We start from the raw sequence: 22788 nt of genomic DNA on the forward strand, positions 1-22788 counted from the left end.
ATTCAATTCTTACAGAAACACCTTAACCAAATCATTAACCTTTCTAACTCGCTGTACAGAGTCAATAACACATTCAACAATAAAGTCAATTTCAATATCCAAGAGCTGAGGATAAATTGGCAAGGATATCTCGCAAGCATATTGTTTATAGCTATTTGGATAATCTTCTATAGCGTATCCAATACTTTTGAAATAAGTTAGCATTGGCATAGGTATAAAATGAACGTTTACATTAATATCCCAATTGACCAGCCCCTCTATAATCTGGTCTCTTTGAACTTCTGTAATCCCTTTAATACGCAAAGGAAATAAATGATAAGAAGCCTCCCTTGTTTCATCTTTCATTGTTGGTTCAATAAACCAATCATAACCTTTGAAGGCCTCACAATATTTTAGGTATATACTTTTCCGTTGTGGAAGCAATGTTTTACTGTATTGTCTTATTTGAGCCAACCCAATTGCAGCACAAATATCAGGCATATTCATTTTAAAACCTTTAAATAGAATATCATATCTCCAGTTCGCACCTTTTGATTTAGCGAAGGCATCTTTGTTTTGCCCGTTTAATGAGTATAGCTTTAAGAAACTATACTCTTCTTGATTGTCAAAAGGAGTTGGTAGATTTAGACAAATGCATCCACCTTCAGCTGTTGTAATATTTTTAACAGCATGAAATGAAAAGATTGTAACGTCGCACATTTGAGCTGCAGGAAGTCCTTCATAGGTGGCGCCAATAGAGTGTGCAGCATCAGAAATCAATAATATTCTCCCTAACTCTGATTGTTTAGCTGTAGCCGGGGCAAACATCCGTTTTACTTGTGGATCATTTACGATTTTTCGCAACTCATTGTAGTTACAAGGCAACCCTGCAATATCTACTCCTATTATGGCTTTCGTTTTAGCGGTGATTTTATTTTTCACCATTACAGGATCAATAGTAAAATCATCCATGATGTCCACCATCACTGGTATAGCACCACAATGCAATACACACAAAGCTGTTGCGCAATAAGAATATGCCGGCACAATAACTTCATCTCCATCCCCAATGCCAAACCATTTTAGCATCATAATTGCTCCCGATGTCCAAGAATTCACACAAACGGTGGCTTTCGACCCCGTTAAGCTTAACAATTCATATTCAAGAGCTTTAACTTTTGGGCCTGAAGTGATCCAGTTAGCACGAAGACAATCAAGTACTTCATCAATCACTGCCTGATCAATAAACGGAGGAGAGAAAGGTATATTCATATCTTTAAGATTTAATATTCAGAAAACTTATAAAGGATATATGAAATGTGGAAGGGGTTCAAATATGGTTTTGGATTAGATTTTCCCATTTAGTGAAAGTATTTTCCAGGGAATTAGTCTGATTTATCAATTGCGCATTTACAGACATGTTAATTTTAAGGACTGGATCGCTGATCGCTCTTTTAATTGCTTCAGAAAGTTGTTTTGTATTATTTACTTTTACCAGCAATCCATTTTTCTCATGTTCTATGATATCAGAAGGTCCATATTCACAGTCATTAGCCACACAAGCGCAACCTAAACTCATTGCTTCCACGAGTACATTAGGATAACCTTCATTTCGTGACGATAACACGAACAATTCGGCTTGTTTATAATAATCCTGTAGATTATTCTGATATCCAATCAATTTAACCCGATGGTTAAGATTCAATCTTTTAATTTGGCTCTCCAAATTTTTACGTTCATTACCCTCACCTAAGATTAAAAGATCAACATCACTAATCGTTAATTTCGCAAATGCGTCTATCAACAAATCGAACCCTTTTTGATGGTCTAAACGGCCTACACTTAAGATAAATTTGCGCGGATATACACTTTCCAAACTAGCGGGAATGAACTTACTAACCGGATTATTTATAACCTCAAAATTGCTTAGCCGCCTAAATGATTTATTCTTTCTAAACCCATCAACCATTCCTTTTGATGGGACAACTATAGCCTTTGATTTACTATATATACTAGCAGATAGCCGCCTCAAAAAGTAGTTTAACCGATTTACTGTGTAGTCTGGGGTAACACGTTCTGAAACCAAATATGGTGTCTTTAAGATATTACACGTAAGCCCTACCCATAAATTAGCTGATGTCATAAATGAAACTACACAACTAGGCTTTTCGCTGCCTAGCAAATAAAGCAGTTTACAAAAAGTAACGCCGCCATACCATATACGATAAAGTATATGTTTACTCCTTTCCGTGTCTATAAGGGAAATAACTCTTATTCCCTCCTCTAGAAAATATGCAGGTTTAGCATCATTTAAGCAGACCAAAGTAACGTCATAGCCTCTCTTACAAAAATAGTTTCCGAGATTTGAAATCACGCGTTCTGCTCCTCCTCCATGGAGACTATTAATAGCAAAAAACAGCTTATGTGTCTTTACCATAATTTAGCGATTGTTTGAAAGGCACTAGTGAATTTAAAGTAGCGGATATCAAATAAAAAGTACTGCTTAAAATAGATATTCAATAATTCTCTTTTTTGAAAGGATGAGTATTTAAAATTCTTAATCGTCAATTTGAAATCACTTATGCTTCTAGATTTTCTAACTTTAGGATCAATCATACTCCATACTCCACCATTATGGTGGCGATAAGAAGCCATTACATCTGGAAGCACATATATTTTATTTCCTGTATTTGCTAATGCATATAGTTTTAAAAAAGTATCTGTACCATAAGTATCCAAATACCAGCGCTGTGCAGTTACCTCCCTTACCTCCTTAATGTTTCTCATCACCAAGGAAGACATTCTAGTTTCCTCTCTTTTCCCAAGTAAAACATCTTTGTAATCGAACTCCAATTCTACAGGAAAGTCCTTCACATAGACAGTTTTACCTTGGCTATCAATTACTTCAGTATGATGACAACAGATCACATATTCTTCGTTTGCCTCTAAAAAATCTACCTGCTTCTGCAGTTTAGAAGAATCAGTCCAAAAGTCATCACCATCGCACATGGCAACATACTTTCCTTTTGCACGTGTTAAAACTTCGATGTGATTTCTTATCGATCCAACATTGGTATCGTGACTAATCAAAGTGATCATGCCAGGATAACGGGCACAGTAATCTTGAATTATTGCTTTTGTATGATCAGTAGAAACATCTTCACCTATAAGAATTTCGAACTTAAAATTGGTTTCCTGCATTAAAAAACCATCTAAAGCTTGAGCAATATAATTTTCATGATTATACGTAATACAACATACAGATACCATTAAATTGCGTTCAGATATAGCCATAATATTTTTTAATAAATTAGTGCGCATCATTCTGCAGACCTGCAAACACAGTTTGTAAATTACTTACAGGAGTTATGTGACTCAAATTTGCCGTATGAGCAGGTTGATCATAGTTTTGAACCCGCAAAATAATCCTGGTAATTAGATCAAGGTCGCTACAGGTTAAAGTATGATAAAGTGGTAAACAAAGGATCCTTTTAGCTATTGAATCACATATTGGCATGTGGGTTTGTGTAACAAAAGGTAGCGTTGATAATGATGGGTAAAAATATCTTCGGCAATAAATCTTCTCATTCTCCAAGGCTTTTAAGCATTTTAACATTAAATCTTGACTGTCAAAAAGTACAGGAAAGTATGCATAATTATAATCCAGGTTTTCGTTTAATTTTGGATACTTAGCTTCTAGGGTACTTAATGCTTTCCAATAATAAAATGATAACAGCCTTCTCTTGTCTAAAATATCATCCACCTCCTTTAGGTTACATAACCCCATAGCTGCGTGAAACTCGCAATTCTTACCATTAATCCCTAATTCTGAAAACTCATCAGGGCCATTGTGACCAAAGTTCCTCATCAAAGCCATTTTTTTTAATAATTCAGGACTATCAGTAAAAACGGCCCCACCTTCAATGGTATGAAATACCTTAGTAGCATGAAAACTTGTGGTACTTATATCCCCATATGCAAATACAGATTTGTTTTTATATTTAGTACCAAAACAATGTGCGGCGTCATAAATTACTTTCAAGGAATACTTATCTGCTATTTCTTGTATGGAATCAATATCACAAGGATTCCCATAAACATGTGTAGCTAGAATAGCTGTTGTTTGAGGTGTTATGGCAGCCTCAATTTTTTTAGGATCTATGTTAAAAGTTCCCTCATCTATATCCACAAAAACAGGTTTGCAACCCTCCCATAAAATGCTATTTGTTGTTGCTACAAATGAGAAAGGTGTAGTAATAATTTCTCCCTTTAAGCCTAGTGCTTTAATGGCAAGTTGTAATGCCAGTGTGCCATTTGAAACAAAAAGCAAGTGTTTAATACCCAGATAATTTTTAAGTCTCAATTCAAGCTCATTTACCAATGGACCGTTATTAGTGAGCCATTGACGTTCCCAAATGCTATGAATGTATTCCTCAAACTCTTGAATTTTTGGAAGAAAAGGTTTGGTTACAGGTATCATTTCGTTAAGATTAATTGTTTAAAATCATTAATTGGAGCGAGTCTTAAAAATGTACTGCTAACCAGATAAATCACAAGGAAAAAAAAGCCGTTTATCACTATTCTAATAATGTCAGGGAGTTGAAGACTGCTGAAGTAGAACATATTAGCCAAATAGCACATTAGTCCTGCAAATGCAGATGCCACTATAATGGGGATAATGTCAGTAATTTGCTCCCGGATTGAATAATTGATCAGTCTACCACTGTAAATTGAGTTTATGTAATAAGCAAAAAAATTGAATATCAATTGGAAATATAATAGTCCATATATCCCAAATGGTAACACACATAAAATACCCACAATACAAATTATTTTTTTTATTAACTCCAATTTCAGAATCAGATCGCTTCTTCCCTTTACCTTCAAAATATTGAGATTATAAGCGTGCAGTGGGTACATAACACCTGCAATGCATAGGATCTGAAAGTATGGAACTGCCGGCACCCATTTACTGGTTAGTAGAAACGTAAATAATGGTTCAGCTATAACAGCCAAAAGAATCAAGACTGGGGCATTCCAAAAAATAACCTGTTGCATTAATTTTTTATACACCGCTTTCAGCCTAACATCATCATTAGCTATGGAAGCGAACATTGGATAGGTCACTTTGTTTATCACTGCAGAGATATTTGCAATTGGGAGCTGACTAGCTGAATCTGCTCTCGAATAAAAGCCGAGTTGCGCAACAGAGTAGCTTTTACCTATAATTAATACATATATATTTCTGTAAACGATTTCCAGCAACCCCGTTAAGGTCATTTTATAACCAAAAGAGAAGTGCCTTTTAAAGCAAGTCTTGCTAAATACCCACTCAGGTGTCCAGCCAGAATAGATCCAATGCATTACAGTCGACAAAAAGGACTGAAATAAGCCCATCCACACTAAACTCCAAACTCCATAACCATTTAGTGCCAAAAAAACACCTAACAATCCTCCAATTAATACCGCAGGAATCTGAATCTTCATCTGAATTTTGAAATTCATTTCCTTAGTCAATCGTGCATTCTGTACGGCAAAAAAAGCATTAATGATAAATTCTAATGCATAGATTCTAAGAATCAGCGTAAGTATATCTTGATTATAAAATGAAGATACTAAAGGTGCACACAGGTAAACTATTCCATATAAAACGAAACTCCCAACAAGATTAAAAAAGAATACAGTTGAATAGTCATCCTCGCCCAAATCTGAAGAACGTATTAAAGAAGAAGTTAACCCACTCTCTAATAGCGAATTGCCAATAGCAATAAAAACAGTTAGCATTGCAATAAGGCCAAACTCTTCAGGTAATAAAATTCGGGCTAGTATAATTGTAACGCAAAAACCAATTAGTTGTACACTAAACTGTTGCGCAAAATTCCAGGTTAATCCAGAAATTGTTTTTTTCCTTAAGGACATGGTCAAAGGTTTATTTCTGATAGGGGACGGAACACCCCCATTTTATAAAAATCAGGTCTACCAGACATGTTACTTTTAGGTAAATCTCTGTATCATTTGTTTGATAAAATTGACAAGCTGATGGCCGGGTATAGCTTCGCTACCTCACTTACATGATATTTGGTAGCATTAAAGAAAAATTTGTTATTTACAATCTATATTTTGAATATATACCGGTCATCTACCGATTTCTCACTATAACCTTCTCCTTACTAAATTCAACAATTCACCCTACGATGGGTAGGCGTAGCCGCCATATCTATGGGAACTTCCATTCCCTTTTTTAGCATCATTAAGTACAATCATAGGATTTACCAACCTTCTACTTTCACAAATCCCCTCAAATATTGCCAGGTCTGCCTTATTGGTATAATTATACCTAACCAAGTATATGCTCGAATCTGCGTACTCAGACAATTCAAATGCATCAGATACATGACCAACCGGAGAGGTATCTACTATTATGTAATCAAATCGTTTTTTAAGCTCATGAAATAAGACCCTCAGTTTAGGGCTCTGTAGAATCTCGGATGGACTATCTGATATCCCTCCGCAACCAATCACATACAAATTATCTGACTGCGGTGCTTTGATCAAAATATCTTCAATATGAACTTTTTCTGATTTTAAATATTCAGAGAGCCCTAAATTTGCTTTTAAATTCATGTTATTCAGCAAATCGGGCTTGCGTAAGTCGAATTCAAGTATCGCCACTTTTTGTTCAATTAATGACAAAGTAATGCCCAAATTGATACTGAAGAATGTTTTGCCTTCTCCTTTCGTTGTAGAAGTTACCAGCAGAACTTTATTGCTCCCTTTAGTATTCATAAATTGCAGATTAGAGCGTATATATCTAAAGAGTTCAGAGATGGTCGTGCTTTTACCCTTATGAACTACGATGGACTCTCCTATTGTCTTATGACTAAGCTCTCCAAGAATTTTCCCATTTGTTGCAATGTATTCGATATCATAAATATTTTCGATTTTATCGTTCATTTTATCCTTCACATAAATTATAGAAAAAGGCGCAAAAATACCCGCTAACATACCAAGCATATAAATCAAGGCAACTTTTGGTTTAGCCGGATTAGGATCATATGCAGGCTTATCTATGGTTTGAGAAGTAGGTATTGTTGCAGACAATGAAAGTTCTGTTTCTTCTCTCTTTTGAAGCAGATACTGATAAAGTGTTGTCTTAACACTTTGCTCCCTGCTCCTTTCTATCAATTCCCGTTCAATAATAGGAACGCTATTCAACTTCGCCGCAAACTGTGAAGTTTTATTCTTTAAGGTGTTATTTTCAAGGATTAACCCTCTTCTTATCATATTAAGGTTCTCCAGGATGCTAGATTTCATACCGTTTAATTGCTCAGTAAGATTTATAACCAAAGGATTGTTGACGCTATTGTTGCGCAATAACCTTTGTCTCTCGATCTGTAAATTATTATATCGCTCTATTAGGTTAAGCAAGGTTGGCTCTTTTAACCCAAGTGTGCTTGGCACAAGTTCAAATTCGCTTTCAGCATTTTTCAGGTAAGACATAATAGACTGAATAAGACTTAATTGCACTTCACTTGTAGAAAGCTGCTCTTGATAATTTCCAGAAGATTCTAAGTTCATCTGAGCATTCACACTCAGTTCAGTAATTTTATTATCTCTTTTATAATTCTCTACATCATGCTCAACACCCGACAAATTCGTAGAAAGTTTTTTCAATTTGCTATCTATAAACTTTATTGTATTAAGAGCCATTAAATTTTTATTGCTAACATTCTCCATGTTATACTTGTATATTAATGAGCTTAGCAAATCAACACCACGTTGAGGTATTGCATCTAAAACACTCATCACAACAGTATTCGCCCCCTTTACAACTGGCAAAACCACTATGCCACTGGCACTATAGGTTTGTGCTAATTTATTTAAATCTACAAAGCCTATATGCAAAGTTTTATCCGAAACTTTAAAGTCTGGTCCCTTTACCACTTTAATACTGTATTGAGGCCTATTAATCGTACTACCAAATCTATAGATCGTTTCCTTTCCTTTTTCACCTAATACAAATTGATTGTCATTTCTTGCCTTTAAAGTCAGCTTCAATTTATAAGCTTGATCAGTAACTGCATTTACAAGAACTTCCATTGGTAAAGATTTTCCATATAATTCCTTCTCTTTTAGTGGGAGATCGTGGAAGTATTTGACATTCATTTTAAGGTCTTTTAACACTTTATAAATCAAGTCTCTAGATCTCATGACCTCCATTTCGTCGTCCACACTTTTAGAAGTTCTAAACATGTTAAGATCACTGAAAGCCGTTCCTTTCAACAAGCCATCACCCTTTGAATCGTCCTGAACAAGTAAGGTGCTAGTCACTCTATATTTAACTACAGTAATTTGAAGATAAAGCCAGGCACTTCCGAGACCTACGATTAATGCAAGTATAAAGTAGTGCCAATGCTTAGCAAATTTTAAGAGCTGCACCACTATGTCCGGGTTATTTTTCGGAGTTTGTCTATTATAAGCCATCACAATAAGTCTTAAAGTTTTGCATTACCTATTTAAAAATGTTGTGGCCAATACAGCAACAGCAGATATTGTCGCAACTATGAGTGGCATCAACCGATTATTATTACTCACCTCAACAGATTTTGCTTTATCAGGCTCCACATAGATTACATCATTTTGCTTTAAATAGAAGTAGGGAGATTTGAGTACCTCTTTGCTATTTAGATTTACACGTGCCATCTTTCTAACCCCATCAATTTCTCTGATCACCAAAACATTTTCTCTTTTCCCATATCCAGTCATATCGCCTGCCAAACCAAGAGCTTCTAATAGATTGATCTTTTCGTTGGTCACCGAAAATGTTGAAGGATGATTAACTTCACCGATAACAGTAACTCTAAAATTCAGGAACTTAATATTTACTATCGCATCATTTACATATTTACCAAGGTCGTTTTCTAATAACACTTGTGCCTGGCTAAGCGTTAACCCTTCCAGCTTAACTTGGCCAAGTACAGGAAACTTAATATTTCCGCCTTCATTTATCCTGTATCCTTCTCTTTCGTATACCCCATTCATTGTGGGATTACTTGGGACAGAAGCAAACAAAATATTTGACTCAGGACTTGTGGTGTTTACTGTAATTCCTAACACATCATTTTTAAGAATGGTAGGCTCACCAGCATTTAAAACTTGGGATGTGTTTTCATTTGCTCCTCTCAAATCACTGAAATAAACAAGGTTTCTTTGTCGGGAACAACTACTTAATATCATTATTATCAATAATAATTGAATATAATTTAAATTCATTTTATATAAATTAACCATAATAAATGTGTGATTAAATATTACAATACAAATATACATTCCAAAAGGAACCCATTGATCATACTTTCTAAGTTGTAGACCATATTGTAACTCATTCACAGCAGATTTTCTTATTATGTAAAATACCTTATACAATAGGTATGGATTTAATTTATTTATCTATTATAAAAAATATGTTATACCAGTAAACCTCAACCATTAAAAAATAACACTTTCATCTATGGCTACGGGGATAACCAGAACAGGTAGCGTTATACCAGCAGCCGATTGAAGATAATTATAATGTAGTTCTGTGTCTTCTTCTGAAATAGGTATACTATTTTGATACAGAAATTTTCAAATGGAAGTACACATAAAAGAGGCACTAGGGGATTACCAATCTTGCGGCGAATAAAAAGAAGCAGTAGGTTCAGGGTAGTTCCCTCTCTATCTCTGATGTCAAAGCCTTATTTTTAAACCACCATTAATTACAAAGCCGTCCAAAGGGGCATATATATCCCGGAATTCAGGATTTGAAATACTACCTGTATAAATCTTATCAAAACGGGTTTGACGGGTATCAGTGAAGTTTTCAAAGTTGATATATAAAGAAAATCGCTCCCATAGCTTTTCAGCCATAAATCCAAAAATCCAGTAAGGCTTACCGGCTGCACCATCGTTAAGGCTTTGCTTGCTGTAATAGTATGCTTCGGCTCCAAGTTTCCACTTATCCTCTACTTCATACATCAGCACATTGTTCAGCCGGTGTTTTGCTGTTAAAGGATTTTGCCGAAGCATATCTCCTACATGGATCTTTGCATCGGTTAAGCTATATCCGATAAAAAGCTTAAAATCCTGATAAGTCAATTTTACATTGGTCTCCATACCTTTACTATCCATGTGACCAGGTGAATTAATAAATCGATATTGATTTGATGATTCCAGCACCATTGTTAAAGGATTATTTAGATAAGTATAAAAAAACAGGTGGTTAATGCTAAAACCAATCTGATCATTAAATAAAGATGTTCGGTAAGTGATGTCCCAATTTGCCCCATAGCTTCTTTCTAACTTGTTTTCCTCGCTAGAAATTGGAAGGACAAGTTGATATTGGATACGCTCACTCTCTTCAGTAAATATGGTAGGCGTTTTATACCCTAGTCCTCCACCAATTCGTGAATTTACCTTATCATTTATTATAAACAACGCAGAAACCCTTGGAAGTAAGGCAAAGCCATAATCTACAATATAGTCCCCTCTTAATCCTGTTTCCAGCTCAAGCCATTTGGTGGCATGATAGTTATTTTGAATAAAAGCTCCAAGAGTAGTTTGATTATAATTCCTTAAAGGAACTGCTGTTTGTGCATTTTCCTTGAACTGATCAGTCCATAAATTTAGTCCTGCAACCCATTCTATCTTAGCATTACCGGTTGAAAAGTTAGCTTCAGAGAACGTTCCAAGCTGACTCCCATCAAAGAGATAGCTAGGAACGGTTATTTTTCGATTGAAATAACTTAAGCTGTTGCGAATGTTAATTTCTGAATTTTCCCCTATTTTATGATTTAGGGAGAACTGGCTTGACACCCTGTCTGAGATATTCCGTTCAAAAAAACTATGGGTAGCATCTCCTTCACCTTTGATGTACTGCAAATCACCACCTGCTCGGTTTTCAAAACTGCTATTGATTCCAAAATTTAAAGTTGTCTTATCATTGATATACAAAAAGAGTTTGGGATTGAAAGTATAGCGAGTAAATTTTGGAATAGCTGTGAACTCTACATCACCTGGTGCATATGCTTCATTACTATTTTTTGAAGCAAATACGGTTAGACCTGCTTTTCCAAATCTCTGCCCATAGAAACCATTCAGATCCAATCCTCCTGCCGAAGTTCCATTAAGGTGAATGTTCAGTTCCCTTTCTTCCCTCGGCGTTTTACTAATCAGGTTCACTAGACCCGCAATAGCTCCCCCACCATATAGTGTAGAAGACGATCCTTTGATCACCTCTACTTGCTTTAAATCCAAGGGAGGAGTTTGCAGCAATCCGAGCCCATTTGCTGCCCCTGAGAATAAAGGAAATCCATCTTTCAAGATTTGAGTATAACGCCCATCAAGTCCTTGAATTCGTATAGAAGCATTTGCACTTATTGCAGAAGTTTGTTGGGTTTGAATTCCTGTACTTTCATTAAGCACCATGCGAATATCACCTGGTTTCATGTTTCCTTTTTCATCCAGTTCTTCACCTGCAATTACCTCAATACGAGTTGGAATATTAGCTATTGTTCGGCTGCTCCGGGTGGAAGAGACAATAACCTCATCAAGATCCTCACCGCCTGCTGGTTCCAATACAACTACAATAGGATTATTGTTAACCAGAGGAAATTTAAGGCTGTCTATTTTTGAAGTATAGCCTACAAAACGATATTCAATCAGATGTAAACCATCAGGGATATCAGAAAATGTAACCTGTCCATTGACATCGGTAGTTGAAGCTTTTTTTAGGTCAGTTATCGTTACAGTAGAGCCTGGTAGAACAGTTCGAGATTTAGCATCCTTTAAAATTATTGTTATCTTATTTTGTGCAACGGCAGTCATTGACAATGCCATTACAACCAAAAGAATCAAGTATCTTTTCATTGAAATTAAACTAAGGTTATAATGCCTTATAGGCTGGATAAAAGAAATATAATGTTATTATTGGCAAGGAAGTTAGCCAACCTTTGGGGGTTGACATACTGAAGAACTAATCCTCCTCGGATTACCTGCAATACTGATCGAGAATTTAATTTCTAATGGCCGGTAAGCTATAATCATAAACTGCTTTTGCGGCAGCATGATTGCAAAAGGACAACGAACACATTGGCAATAAGGGCTGCAAGCGTCATTATTATCCTCACTCTTTGTGTCTGTTTTTACAGGTCCTGACTTTTCTTTATCATCGACATTCATTACAATATCATCCTTAAAGACATCATATCCTGAAAGAAATAATAATATGGTCATGAAAATGGCGATTACTTTCATGTTTGCAAAGATAGCAATCATAACCATTCTGAGAAGAGTACAAATCCAATCCCATTTGAAAGGGATATCACTTAGTTAAATACGATTATTATAATGCTTAGGTAATAGTTAAGCACGTTGCTCAGAAAAGATGACAAGTACTTTTTGTCATAACTCATTCTATAAAAATAGTATTAGCTTCTATCAAATCCCTAAACCATATATATACATCCGATCGGGAATAAATTACTATACTTGTTTTAATTCAAGCTTTGATATGATAACAGAAATTGCGGTACTTTTTGTAAAAGAAAACGAGATTGAACAATTTGAAAGCGACTTTAGAGAGGCTGGAAAGTATATTATTGCTATCCCTGGATATATAAAACACAATTTGCATAAATGCATGGAGGTACCTAACAAATATGTTCTTATAGTGGAGTGGGAAAAATTGGAAGATCACACCGTTGGTTTTAGACAGTCAACAGAGTATCTGCAATGGAAAAGGCTTTTACATCATCACTATAACCCGTTCCCGGTTGTTGAGCATTTTTCCCAAATTTCGTTATAGTAATTAAGCAAAAATTCATACGGTTATTATGGATCCAACAGATAAGTTAACGGGAAATAATTAGCCGTAGCTTTCTGTAATATCCTATTTTGATAACTTAAAAATTTATCGTAAATCGTATTATTATTAAATGAAATATGCTTTTAAAATTCTTAAATCTCGGAATTACGGAGATGTTCTTCGTATTAATTATCTTATTGCTAATTATCGCGATAGGTAATTATGGTAAAAACACAGCACTTGGGTACTGGGGGTCAGTATTGCTGTCCATTTTAAGTACGCCAATAGTAGCGTTTATAATTATATCTATTATTAAATTAAGATCCCGCTCCTCAGTTTCATAAACCATACGTACATAGTCTGACAATCTAATTTAATGTTACCATCTATGTACTCAACCTTATCCATACTTGGGATAGGGACGATCCATGATTTTTGAGCTAGTAACCATGCAAGGGCAATTTGTACTGGACTCGCATTTTTTCTGGCGGCAATCTCACGCAACATTTCTACAAGCGGCATATTCGCTTTGATGGCATCAAGGGTAAAACGAGTGAAATTAGCACGAAGGTCATTAGCAGTATCAAACTTAGTATCAGCTGTAATGTTACCTGCAAGTAAGCAGGTTCCGAGTGGGCCCCATGGTACAAACCCAATGCCCAATTCCTGGCAAACAGGAAGCACCTTTTCTTCAGGTTCTCTTGTCCAAATTGAATATTGATGTATTAATCATTACAAGAATTTTATCTGCCTATGGAGCTGTTTTTGAAACACTGATCGCAAGAAACTTCATTACGGTAGCGGACTCCCGTAACCCAGGATTAAAAACTCCTCAAATACTCGGTTGGACCGGAATGCGTGGGGTTGTCTCCCTCGCTGCTGCGCTATCAATACCTGTAAGCTTGAATGGAACACCGTTTCCTCATCGAAGTCTGATTTTGTTCATTAACCTTCATTGCTATTCTGGGTACGCTGCTACTTCAGGGATTGACTTTACCAGTTTTACTTGCAAAAATTAAGCTCCCGGATTTTCAGGATTACCTATCAGAAAAGGAGGCGGAAAGCTACATTCATAGGGCACTGGCTGAGCAATCTTTGAAGCATCTTAACAACCAAATATAACGGCTTATGGCAAGATTCGCCTATGTTGCTGCAAATGGCAATTATGGGAAGGCAAAACGCTTGATGATAATGAAATTTTTATTTCTACAGATAGCAAGGCTATTTACATGGATATATTGGACATTCAGCGAAATTGGCTAATCCAAAAGAATGATGCTGATAAACGTTTTGATGAAGATTTAATTCGTAAGCATATAAGACTGATTAATATCGAGGAGGAAAAAATAAGATCGCTCTAAGATTGTATAGCCAATGAGCCTATTAAATTAATAACTGTATTCTTACCATGTTTATACATTATTAGTTAAAATGCAACAAGGTTAGATTTTTACAATTTATTCTATCGTCATGTAATTTTGGCTCTAAAAAAACCTAGAATTTCAATGCCAGATCGGTGTATTTAAGTATTCGATGTTTTTGTTGAGGGAGAATAGGAAAGCCTTTATCATGCCTGTTATCTATTTTATCATGAAATCCCTCGACTATAAACTGTAACAACTTGATCAAGAGTATCGATTATGGATATTTCAAAAGTATTATTCTTACTCCTCCACCTATTCTCTCCTACTTTATTGAATTCTATATCAACTGAATTAATAATCGAATCCAACGATTTTGATGATATGAAATACTTTATCAAATAACACTTATTTCCAAAGAAATAATTACCATTCGGATTTCATTTTCCTTATTTTTAAATGTAAGATATGGAACAAATTCATGTTCTGAAGAGTCCCGATTTACGATTGAAAATTCAATAACATTTTCTTTAATCTGCTTTTCAGTTAAGTTAAGTAGCTTGTAATATTGAGCTTTTAAATTTAAAGAACAACTTACTAATAACGCAAAAAAAACTGATACGACTTTTTTAAAGTGTATCAGTTTTTTAAATTGTAATACCTAATTATATTTGAAGGCAGTCTTGACAATTAATACGGAGATTAAAGAGAAAGTTTAATCACTTCCCCATCTTCAGGGATTAATAGTTTATCTATTCCGAAATTGAATTCGGCAGCTTTCAGTTTCAAAGACCTCCTGGTTGTCCGGCAATGGTCCAACGCATCCATATGTACTGCTATCACTTTCGCCTTGCCACTCTCCCCGATCAATGTCATTGTCTGCTCTTCATTCATAATAATTGGCGTATTCTCGTACCCCTTAATAAGTGCTCCACCGGAATTAACGATAATATAGTCGGGTTTAAACTTTTTAATGTTCTTTTTGATATCATCTGTCCAGATGGCGTCTCCAACAATATATATGGTCGGTTGGTTTTTGGCCTTCAGCACAAAACCGGAGGTCCTGCCCATCTGCTTCAATACTTCCCCGCTACCATGTTCAGCTTCAATCCTATGAATGTTGATACCATTCCATAACTTGTTGTCTTGTAAAACAGTCGCGTTTACAAAGCCTTCCTTCTCAAAGAAACCCTTATCTGCAGGTTGATTAATAAGTTCTATGGATTTATTCAGGATTTTACTGGCGGCCTTGTCAAAGTGGTCATCGTGTGTATGTGTCACCATAACCAGGTCAACACCTTTAATAACATCATTGACTGGCATTTTTAGGTCAACTGTAGGGTTTGTTTGGATTCCAGCCCAGGACTCAATTGCTCCCTTAGGAGAAAGCATTGGATCAACTAAGATCTTTTTTCCATTATACTCAATGATTAATGTTGCGTTTCTAACCAACTGAACACTTGGCTTGCTGCCAGAGTTTATTTGTGCAAAGGATATGGTAGCTGAAAGTGATAACACCACTGCTAAAATTATTTTTCTCATAACTTTTTATTTTTTTTGATTGAACAAAGTTCAGAACTTTGAATTAGCTGAGCCTATCAATGGCTACTTAATTACTATCATTTTGATAACCGGATAGTGCAGAAGATAATTTCAATGTGCATTAAATGTATAATCTTCAGTAACTTTGGCAAACTAAATAGTAAAGATCCTGAAAACGATAAAATTTCATAAGACTGAATGCGGAGTTGATTTTCTGTTGAATGTGTTAACAGAGAAAGATATTGATTATACTGATAGAAGCACTTTTAATACTGACTATTTTGAAGTTTTATTCTTCAAAAAGGCACAGGGTACACTAATTTTAAACCAGCAAGAAATCGAGTTAAAGGATGGTTCAGTCATTTTTATTTCACCCTTTCAAAATCGCAATTGGAAATTAGAATCAATTGATTTTCAGGTTACTACTTTAATTTTTCAAGAAGCTTTCCTGAACGATTTTTTTGCCGATAAGTTGTTCACTTACCGATTATTGTACTTTTATCAGCTGGTTCATCCTTTACAAATGAATATCTATAAGGATGAAATGCTAAAATACTGCAACCTGTTAACAGAAATAAAAACGGAGTTGGAGGATAGTAAAACAGATAGCGTCCATATTATTCGCTCATTGTTATACTATCTGCTCCAAACACTAAACCGCCGTTATTCCCAACAGCATGCACTAACGCTAAGAAATACACAGCATAATTTTGCTTTCCTTTTCAAAAATCTCATAGAAATCCATATTAGGGAGAAACAGCGAATTGCCGATTATGCCGAAATGTTGGGCATCAGCAGGGTTTCATTGAATAAAGCGGTCAAGGCTCAGTTCAACACTACAGCTACTCAATTGCTAAAACAACGTCTTCTTTTTGAAATTCAAAACTCGCTACTCCATTCGAATAAAACAATTAATGAAATAGCCTACGAACTTAAATTTCCCGAACCGAACCACCTGATGAGATTCTTTAAAACTCAAACAAGTCAAACAACAACAGAATTTATAAATAGTATGAAAAAATAACATAATCAAATACTCATCATCGAAACAGAAAATTCTATTTGATTAATGGAAGGAGTTTATGTTAATAAGCTAAACAATTTAAATAGCTTGAGTGGACTTAATAAATACAATCAGATCAAAATTCTCCAGAATCGATAGCCTGGTTCTGATTAGTCCACCTGTAGCTCCCACCATTCTCAACACCCTTTTATCCGAAAAGAATGGCGTTAACACCTGATGATCCTTTAAAGAACTGATGTCGATTATAAAATTTGGGCTTTTACACTGCTGGAAATAATATTCATAATTATTCTTTGTAGTAACAGCTGGAATATATTTATTTTCCCAACTTACCTGACCATTTTTAGGTACTGCAATGTGCACAAATCCCTCACTAAAGTCAGTAGCGATAGTAAAGTATTTTGATTTATATTTTTCATATAAATAAGTCCCCATAGACGGCTTGCCAAACAAAGAAGATTTGGAGAGATGCCCATTATGCGCCCAGATGATCATCTTATTGGTATTTTTTTGTTCAAGTATCCAGGAAACATTAGCTGCCATATACTTATCTCGCTTACCAAATTGACGTTCCAGAAAATGACCTACATCTTGGTCCAATAAGGTAACATAATGCCTGGTTAATGGAGTTTCATGAAGTTCAGCTTCCTGATAAAGCTGTGGAAGGATTGATTGGACTTCCTTAATATCTTTTTTAGTTAATGTACTATAGCTGGTGTTCCTAATTCTCGTTAACAATGCTTTACTTTCCGCAGTAAGGTTGTTTAATGAAGCGAGAATACTGGCACTTATAGTATTAAAACCTCTCGCTTCTATTCCATATAAATGTACACGATCAGGAGTTGCGCGTGTTTGATTATATTGCCGGAGCCAGGAAAGCATGGATCTGGTTTCCTTTAAGAGTGGAAAACCACTATAGCTTCCGCTAAGTTTATCAACTTTATGGTTAATATAATCATCCAATCTTTGAACGGTAGAAAAATCGCTCTCAAATGCAATTGCATTAAAACCAAGTTCAGTCACCATAAACCGAATCAACCTATCCTTGTAAACAAAAAATTCTTTTGTACCGTGGGTAGCCTCCCCTAAAGAAACAATTGACCGCTCTGCTAACGTTTTCTTAAGGAAAGCAAGGTCTGAAAAACTACTGTCAGGATTCATTGTCGTTATTGGAACGATTACCTCATTTAAACTTTTTACAATTCCAGAAGGATCGTCCTGACCTCTGGATTTTGTTGTCAAAAAGAGTGTAACCATAAAAGCAGCTAAAACCAAAGTTTTAAAGTTATCCATAAGATATTATTTATAAGTTTTTCGTGACGGTACCTTTATATTTAGGCAATGATAATGCTTACAAAATTATCCATGATGGATTTAACAATATTTAACGAGGCAGCTCTCGGCGCTTATCTTTTTTAGTCGAAATCAATCTGTGAATAACACCCAAATCATAACATTTCTTTGAACAAACCACACTTTTTATACATTTCTTTAAACGATAACAGAAAATAAATTATTAGTATAAATCGAAAATACACCCACAAATTTATACTAAAAAACTCGATAACAGTCCCTAATGAATCCAAGATGAATACGACATGAATCCGTGTTGATATATGTTTTTCTGCAAAAAATACGTAATTATTATATATTCTAGCTATATTTATCTTAAAGTTAATATAGCGCGCACTAGAAACGCATTATGACTTAACTTTAAATCATATAAGAAAACGCAATCATGGCTATAAGAAAAGAAAATTTTATTACAGGGGCTGTCGGCCCCGTCGTTTATAGGAATTACCGGGGTAAGCAAATCATCTCCAGCAAAGCACGCAGTAAATACTACATTGCGGAAGGAACAATGAAAAATGCTAACACCTTCGGCAAAGCAAGTACATTCGCATGCCTAATAAGAGAAAGCTTGAAGGATGTGATTACCCCTAACTACGATGGCACCATGCCAGGTCGTTTAGTACAGGAAATTGTTTACACCCTAACACAAGCACGCGATCCGGAAACCAATGAATCCTACTTTTGGTCCCTCCAGTTTCACCCAACTCAACGGATTTCAGTTTAACAGGAATTCCCCGTTTAACCGCAGTTTATCGGTAGAGCCCTTTATCACGGTATCAGATAACCAGCTTACTTTACATTTACCTGAATTCAAAGTGCCGAAAGAATTTAAATTTCCGCTAAAAGCCACTAGCTGCACCATCAACTTCTCCGTGATGGAATTTAATTTATTGGAGGATACAAAAAAGAAGGCATTGATAGGTACGATTAACGTCGACAATAAAAAAGGCGTTTACCCTGCACAGGAATGGACAGCTCCCTTACAAGAAGGATGGCTCAGTGTAGTCGCAATATCACTTAACTATGTTCAGCACACTTTTGCAGGAAATGTAGTACTGAACAACAAGAAATTATGCCCGGCAATGATCATCAATGCAGGTTTTATGACCAATATAAATCACGTAGGCCCCTTTGAACTAAAAACGAAAAATAAGAAATGGGTGTCAAAAACATAGCACTGTTTTAATAATATATTTTGATCTATATTGGTCATAAACCATTCTATCAAACACCAAAAAATGTATGCAAAATTTCATAAAGATAAGCTGCCTTTTTATCATCGTATTGCTAAACAGCTGTAATAAATGCGAAGGCATAGCTTGTACAACAGCCCCCCCAAGCTTTACACTAGAACTTGTAGATGCTATTACTGGGGTGAATCTCTTTACCACGGGCAAATATAAAGCGAGTAACATCAAAGTAACAGATGAGCTTGGGCAAAATGTTTATACCTTGTTTAACGCCGAAGATAACCGCAACACACTTGCAATCATTGCCAAAGACAAGGAAGGTATGCAAACATTAACACTTACCATTGGAAAGAACCTTTCCATCCCTATACAAATTAAGGTAGGCTTCGGCACTAGCGGCTGCTGTTCCAGTTATCATGCAGAAGATGTTGCTGTGCAAGGGTATGTAACCGAAATAGTCAACGAAACGGGAATAATTAAAATAAAGATCTGAGATTTCAGCTTTTAATAAAAAAACAATTTCCTGCCCACTACAGGATCAGAAAATTTTGGTCTGAAACATTCGATAAGATGAAACACTGTTTTTAATTGTGCTCTCCTACTTAAAACTTACCCCACAGGTTGAAAACCACAAAAGGCCGTTACATTAACAATGCAACGGCCTTTTCGTTATAAACTTTACACAGCTGTCTTTTATGCTTTCGCTTTCAGCAAATCTCTAATCTGTATAAGCAATACTTCTTCATTTGTTGGAACAGGCACAACTGGGGCAACTGGTGCTGCTTCTTGTTTTCTTTTCATCCTGTTAATAGCTTTTACCATTAAAAATATAATGAAGGCAAGGATCACGAAGTTAATCACCTCCGTGGCAAAGTTTCCCCAGGCAAATACTGGTCCTGCCTTTCTGGCTTCTTCCAATGATGCCCCAGGATTAGCATCCAGGAAAGTTCGCACCTTTTCGCTCAAAGGAAAGTAAAAATTGGTAAACCCTTTGTCACCAATCAATAGACTTATTGGGGGCATAATTAAATCGTTAACCATGGAGGTTACAATTTTTCCAAATGCGCTGCCAATAATTACACCCACTGCCAAATCTATCACATTACCTTTGACAGCAAACTCTTTAAACTCTGAAACGAAACTCATAAATCCAGTTATTATTAGTTAATAATTGCATTAAACTTAGAAATTTTTCAGGAGGAATAGGTCTTTTTTTTTGAATTAAAAATCAGTATATTACCATAATACTTGTAGGTCATTAGCTTTTATCTAAACCAAATGCTTAATTTTGAAACGGGTTTAATGCCATTTCTAACATGCTAAAACAACATTTACAACAAAAATTACTTCAGAAATTATCACCTCAGCAAATTCAATTTATCAAATTGCTGCAGGTGCCCACTGTGTCATTAGATACCCGCATCAAAGAAGAGCTAGAAGAGAATCCAGCACTGGAAGATCCCAGTTTAATGATCGCAGAGGAGCCTAAAAGTGAATATGACGATTTAAACGATACGTCTGATGATTACGATTCTTCTTCGAAAGAAGAGAATACCGATGAGTTTAATGTGGATGATTATTTACAAGATGACAATCAAAACGATTACAGCACCTCCTACAATAATGGAGATGATGATGAAGATAAAAAAGAAACTCCCATAGCCATCGAAAGTACCTTTTTCGAGAGTTTACAGGAACAACTTGACCTGGTTCCTTTGTCAGACCAGGATTTTATTATCGGAAAACAGATTATTGGAAGTTTAGATGATGATGGCTATTTACGTCGCCCTATCACTTCCATGATTGATGACCTTGCTTTCTCTCAAAACGTTATTGTTGATGAAGAAGAAGTCATGGATATGCTTAGGATTATCCAGAGTTTTGACCCTCCAGGCATTGCTGCCAGAGATTTACAGGAATGCCTTACTTTACAGTTAAAACGTAAAGATCAAACGCCATTGATTACCAAAGCCATCATGGTAGTAGAAAACTACCTGGATGAGTTTACCCGCAAACATTACGACAAGTTAGAGAAATCGCTTAACCTGAGCAGTAATGAATTAAGGGATATTATTAACGAAATTTTAAGGTTAAACCCTAAGCCGGGCGACTCTAATCAAGTTACCACCAAACAGCTTCAGGTAATTCCAGACTTCCATGTTTCTAACAATGACGGGGTACTGATTTTAACCTTAAATTCAAAAAATGCTCCTGAATTAAGGGTAAGTCGTTCTTACATCGACATGTTTGAACATTACGACAAGGCTGCATTAAAGGATAAAAAACTAAAAGAAGCTGTTCAGTTTGTGAAGCAAAAACTGGATTCTGCCAAGTGGTTTATCGATGCCATTAAACAAAGGCAACAAACCTTACTTAAAACCATGAATGCCATTATGCAGTATCAATATGAATACTTGCTGACTGGCGATGAGCGTAAAATGCGCCCCATGATTTTGAAAGATATTGCCGACAAAATAGACATGGATATCTCGACTGTGTCAAGGGTAGCCAACTCCAAATATGTACAAACAGAATTTGGCACTTTCTTATTGAAATCTTTCTTCTCCGAAGCCATTCAAACCGAAAGCGGCGAAGAAGTGTCTAATAAAGAAGTGAAAAAAATTCTCGAAGATTGTATTGGTCGCGAAGATAAGCGGAAACCACTGGCAGATGAAAAACTAACAGAAATTTTAAAAGAACAAGGTTATAACATTGCCCGCAGAACGGTTGCTAAATACCGCGAGCAGATGAATATTCCTGTAGCCAGGTTAAGAAAAGAACTATAAGCGCTTTCAAAAGCGTTAAGATGATAAAAGGCGATTAACAGAAATGTTAGTCGCCTTTATTTTTTACTGTCCTATGATAATAGATTTTGCCTCAATAAGAATTCCAATTGTTCATTGGCCACAAGCAGTTTTTCGGTCAATTCGCGGTTTTCTTTCCTCAGCATATAGATTTCAAATGCTTTCTCAATATTAATTCTTAGGTCTTCGTCCATCCAGGGTTTCTGGATATAACGGTATACCTGGCCTTTGTTTATGGCATCAATTACTGCATTGATGTCGGCATAACCAGTAAGCAATATTCTGATCGGATCAGGATACTTTGGAATAATAGACTCCAGAAATTCAATTCCTGTCATCACAGGCATGCGCTGATCGGTAATAATTACATGAATTTCTTCAGTCTCTATCACTTTTAAACCTTCTGCAGCAGATTCTGCGGTAAAAACATTAAATAATCGCCTAAATCCAGCTTTAAAAGAGTTTAAATTGTGAACTTCATCATCTACATACAATACATTTATTTGTGCGTCGGGGCTCATGGTCAAAATGGGGGATATATTTTATAAAGATATTGCTTTTACCCCTTTATATACACCCCTAACAGTAAAAAATTATATCTTTAACTGATTTAAGCGCTTCAGGAAAATTTATTTCTTATCTAAAGAGACTGATAGTCAATTTACAAGTTGATTAAACGTCTATAAAGAAT

The 22788-nt window shown here is 35.7% G+C and carries 20 protein-coding genes; 6 read left to right on the plus strand and 14 right to left on the minus strand.

Annotation, left to right across the window (positions count from 1 at the left end; genetic code table 11):
* Positions 1 to 9 precede the first annotated feature (9 nt).
* From IWX76_RS04655 to IWX76_RS04695, 9 genes are all read right to left on the minus strand, one after another.
* Positions 10 to 1251, minus strand: a complete 1242-nt coding sequence (locus IWX76_RS04655) for a DegT/DnrJ/EryC1/StrS family aminotransferase (RefSeq protein ID WP_196858699.1) — start codon at positions 1249 to 1251, stop codon at positions 10 to 12.
* A 58-nt stretch (positions 1252 to 1309) separates the two neighbouring features.
* Positions 1310 to 2416, minus strand: coding sequence for a glycosyltransferase family 4 protein (locus IWX76_RS04660; RefSeq protein WP_196858700.1), 1107 nt, complete (start codon positions 2414 to 2416; stop codon positions 1310 to 1312).
* Positions 2410 to 3273 (minus strand): glycosyltransferase family 2 protein, encoded by an 864-nt coding sequence (locus IWX76_RS04665; RefSeq protein WP_196858701.1) that lies wholly within the window; start codon positions 3271 to 3273, stop codon positions 2410 to 2412. The genes IWX76_RS04660 and IWX76_RS04665 overlap by 7 nt, the downstream gene beginning before the upstream one ends.
* 16 nt (positions 3274 to 3289) lie before the next feature.
* Positions 3290 to 4459: a DegT/DnrJ/EryC1/StrS family aminotransferase gene (locus IWX76_RS04670; protein ID WP_196858702.1), complete on the minus strand. Its 1170-nt coding sequence runs from the start codon at positions 4457 to 4459 to the stop codon at positions 3290 to 3292.
* The gene (locus IWX76_RS04675; RefSeq protein ID WP_196858703.1) at positions 4456 to 5898 is read right to left on the minus strand and encodes a lipopolysaccharide biosynthesis protein; all 1443 of its coding nucleotides are present in this window, start codon (positions 5896 to 5898) and stop codon (positions 4456 to 4458) included. The genes IWX76_RS04670 and IWX76_RS04675 overlap by 4 nt, the downstream gene beginning before the upstream one ends.
* Before the next feature lie 270 nt (positions 5899 to 6168).
* Positions 6169 to 8463 (minus strand): GumC family protein, encoded by a 2295-nt coding sequence (locus tag IWX76_RS04680; RefSeq protein WP_196858704.1) that lies wholly within the window; start codon positions 8461 to 8463, stop codon positions 6169 to 6171.
* Positions 8464 to 8487: 24 nt separating this feature from the next.
* The gene (locus tag IWX76_RS04685; protein WP_334641226.1) at positions 8488 to 9405 is read right to left on the minus strand and encodes a polysaccharide biosynthesis/export family protein; all 918 of its coding nucleotides are present in this window, start codon (positions 9403 to 9405) and stop codon (positions 8488 to 8490) included.
* Between the two features lie 303 nt (positions 9406 to 9708).
* Positions 9709 to 11886 carry a TonB-dependent receptor gene (locus tag IWX76_RS04690; protein ID WP_196858705.1) on the minus strand — a complete coding sequence of 726 codons (2178 nt, stop codon included), beginning with the start codon at positions 11884 to 11886 and terminating at the stop codon, positions 9709 to 9711.
* Positions 11887 to 11958: 72 nt separating this feature from the next.
* Positions 11959 to 12273: a DUF6660 family protein gene (locus IWX76_RS04695; RefSeq protein WP_196858706.1), complete on the minus strand. Its 315-nt coding sequence runs from the start codon at positions 12271 to 12273 to the stop codon at positions 11959 to 11961.
* 256 nt (positions 12274 to 12529) lie between these two features.
* Between IWX76_RS04695 and IWX76_RS04700 the strand changes: the two genes are divergently transcribed.
* Entirely contained in the window at positions 12530 to 12823 is a 294-nt protein-coding gene (locus IWX76_RS04700) for an antibiotic biosynthesis monooxygenase family protein (protein ID WP_196858707.1), read from the plus strand.
* 312 nt (positions 12824 to 13135) lie between these two features.
* On the opposite strand, the gene IWX76_RS04705 is transcribed toward IWX76_RS04700, so the two are convergent.
* Positions 13136 to 13549 carry an aldo/keto reductase gene (locus IWX76_RS04705; protein WP_334641342.1) on the minus strand — a complete coding sequence of 138 codons (414 nt, stop codon included), beginning with the start codon at positions 13547 to 13549 and terminating at the stop codon, positions 13136 to 13138.
* A gap of 1337 nt (positions 13550 to 14886) precedes the next feature.
* Positions 14887 to 15726 carry an MBL fold metallo-hydrolase gene (locus IWX76_RS04710; RefSeq protein WP_196858709.1) on the minus strand — a complete coding sequence of 280 codons (840 nt, stop codon included), beginning with the start codon at positions 15724 to 15726 and terminating at the stop codon, positions 14887 to 14889.
* A 223-nt stretch (positions 15727 to 15949) separates the two neighbouring features.
* Between IWX76_RS04710 and IWX76_RS04715 the strand changes: the two genes are divergently transcribed.
* Entirely contained in the window at positions 15950 to 16750 is an 801-nt protein-coding gene (locus IWX76_RS04715) for an AraC family transcriptional regulator (protein WP_334641227.1), read from the plus strand.
* Between the two features lie 78 nt (positions 16751 to 16828).
* On the opposite strand, the gene IWX76_RS04720 is transcribed toward IWX76_RS04715, so the two are convergent.
* The gene (locus tag IWX76_RS04720) at positions 16829 to 18043 is read right to left on the minus strand and encodes an erythromycin esterase family protein (protein ID WP_196858710.1); all 1215 of its coding nucleotides are present in this window, start codon (positions 18041 to 18043) and stop codon (positions 16829 to 16831) included.
* Positions 18044 to 18488: 445 nt separating this feature from the next.
* Here IWX76_RS04720 and IWX76_RS04725 point away from each other — a divergent pair, with 445 nt between their 5' ends.
* The 3 genes from IWX76_RS04725 (at position 18489) to IWX76_RS04735 (ending at position 19786) form a co-directional block, all read left to right on the plus strand.
* Positions 18489 to 18827, plus strand: a complete 339-nt coding sequence (locus tag IWX76_RS04725) for a hypothetical protein (RefSeq protein WP_196858711.1) — start codon at positions 18489 to 18491, stop codon at positions 18825 to 18827.
* Entirely contained in the window at positions 18772 to 19278 is a 507-nt protein-coding gene (locus IWX76_RS04730) for a CIA30 family protein (protein ID WP_196858712.1), read from the plus strand. The genes IWX76_RS04725 and IWX76_RS04730 overlap by 56 nt, the downstream gene beginning before the upstream one ends.
* Before the next feature lie 67 nt (positions 19279 to 19345).
* On the plus strand, positions 19346 to 19786 hold the full coding sequence (locus tag IWX76_RS04735; RefSeq protein WP_196858713.1) for a hypothetical protein: 441 nt from the start codon (positions 19346 to 19348) through the stop codon (positions 19784 to 19786).
* A gap of 200 nt (positions 19787 to 19986) precedes the next feature.
* Here IWX76_RS04735 and mscL read toward each other — a convergent pair whose 3' ends face one another.
* Positions 19987 to 20439: a large conductance mechanosensitive channel protein MscL gene (gene mscL, locus IWX76_RS04740; RefSeq protein ID WP_196858714.1), complete on the minus strand. Its 453-nt coding sequence runs from the start codon at positions 20437 to 20439 to the stop codon at positions 19987 to 19989.
* Positions 20440 to 20609: 170 nt separating this feature from the next.
* Between mscL and rpoN the strand changes: the two genes are divergently transcribed.
* Positions 20610 to 22079, plus strand: a complete 1470-nt coding sequence (gene rpoN / locus IWX76_RS04745) for an RNA polymerase factor sigma-54 (protein ID WP_196858715.1) — start codon at positions 20610 to 20612, stop codon at positions 22077 to 22079.
* A 71-nt stretch (positions 22080 to 22150) separates the two neighbouring features.
* Here rpoN and IWX76_RS04750 read toward each other — a convergent pair whose 3' ends face one another.
* Positions 22151 to 22618, minus strand: coding sequence for a response regulator (locus tag IWX76_RS04750; protein WP_196858716.1), 468 nt, complete (start codon positions 22616 to 22618; stop codon positions 22151 to 22153).
* Positions 22619 to 22788 lie beyond the last annotated feature (170 nt).

This window comes from Pedobacter sp. CAN_A7, from assembly GCF_015752175.1.
Lineage (GTDB): Bacteria > Bacteroidota > Bacteroidia > Sphingobacteriales > Sphingobacteriaceae > Pedobacter.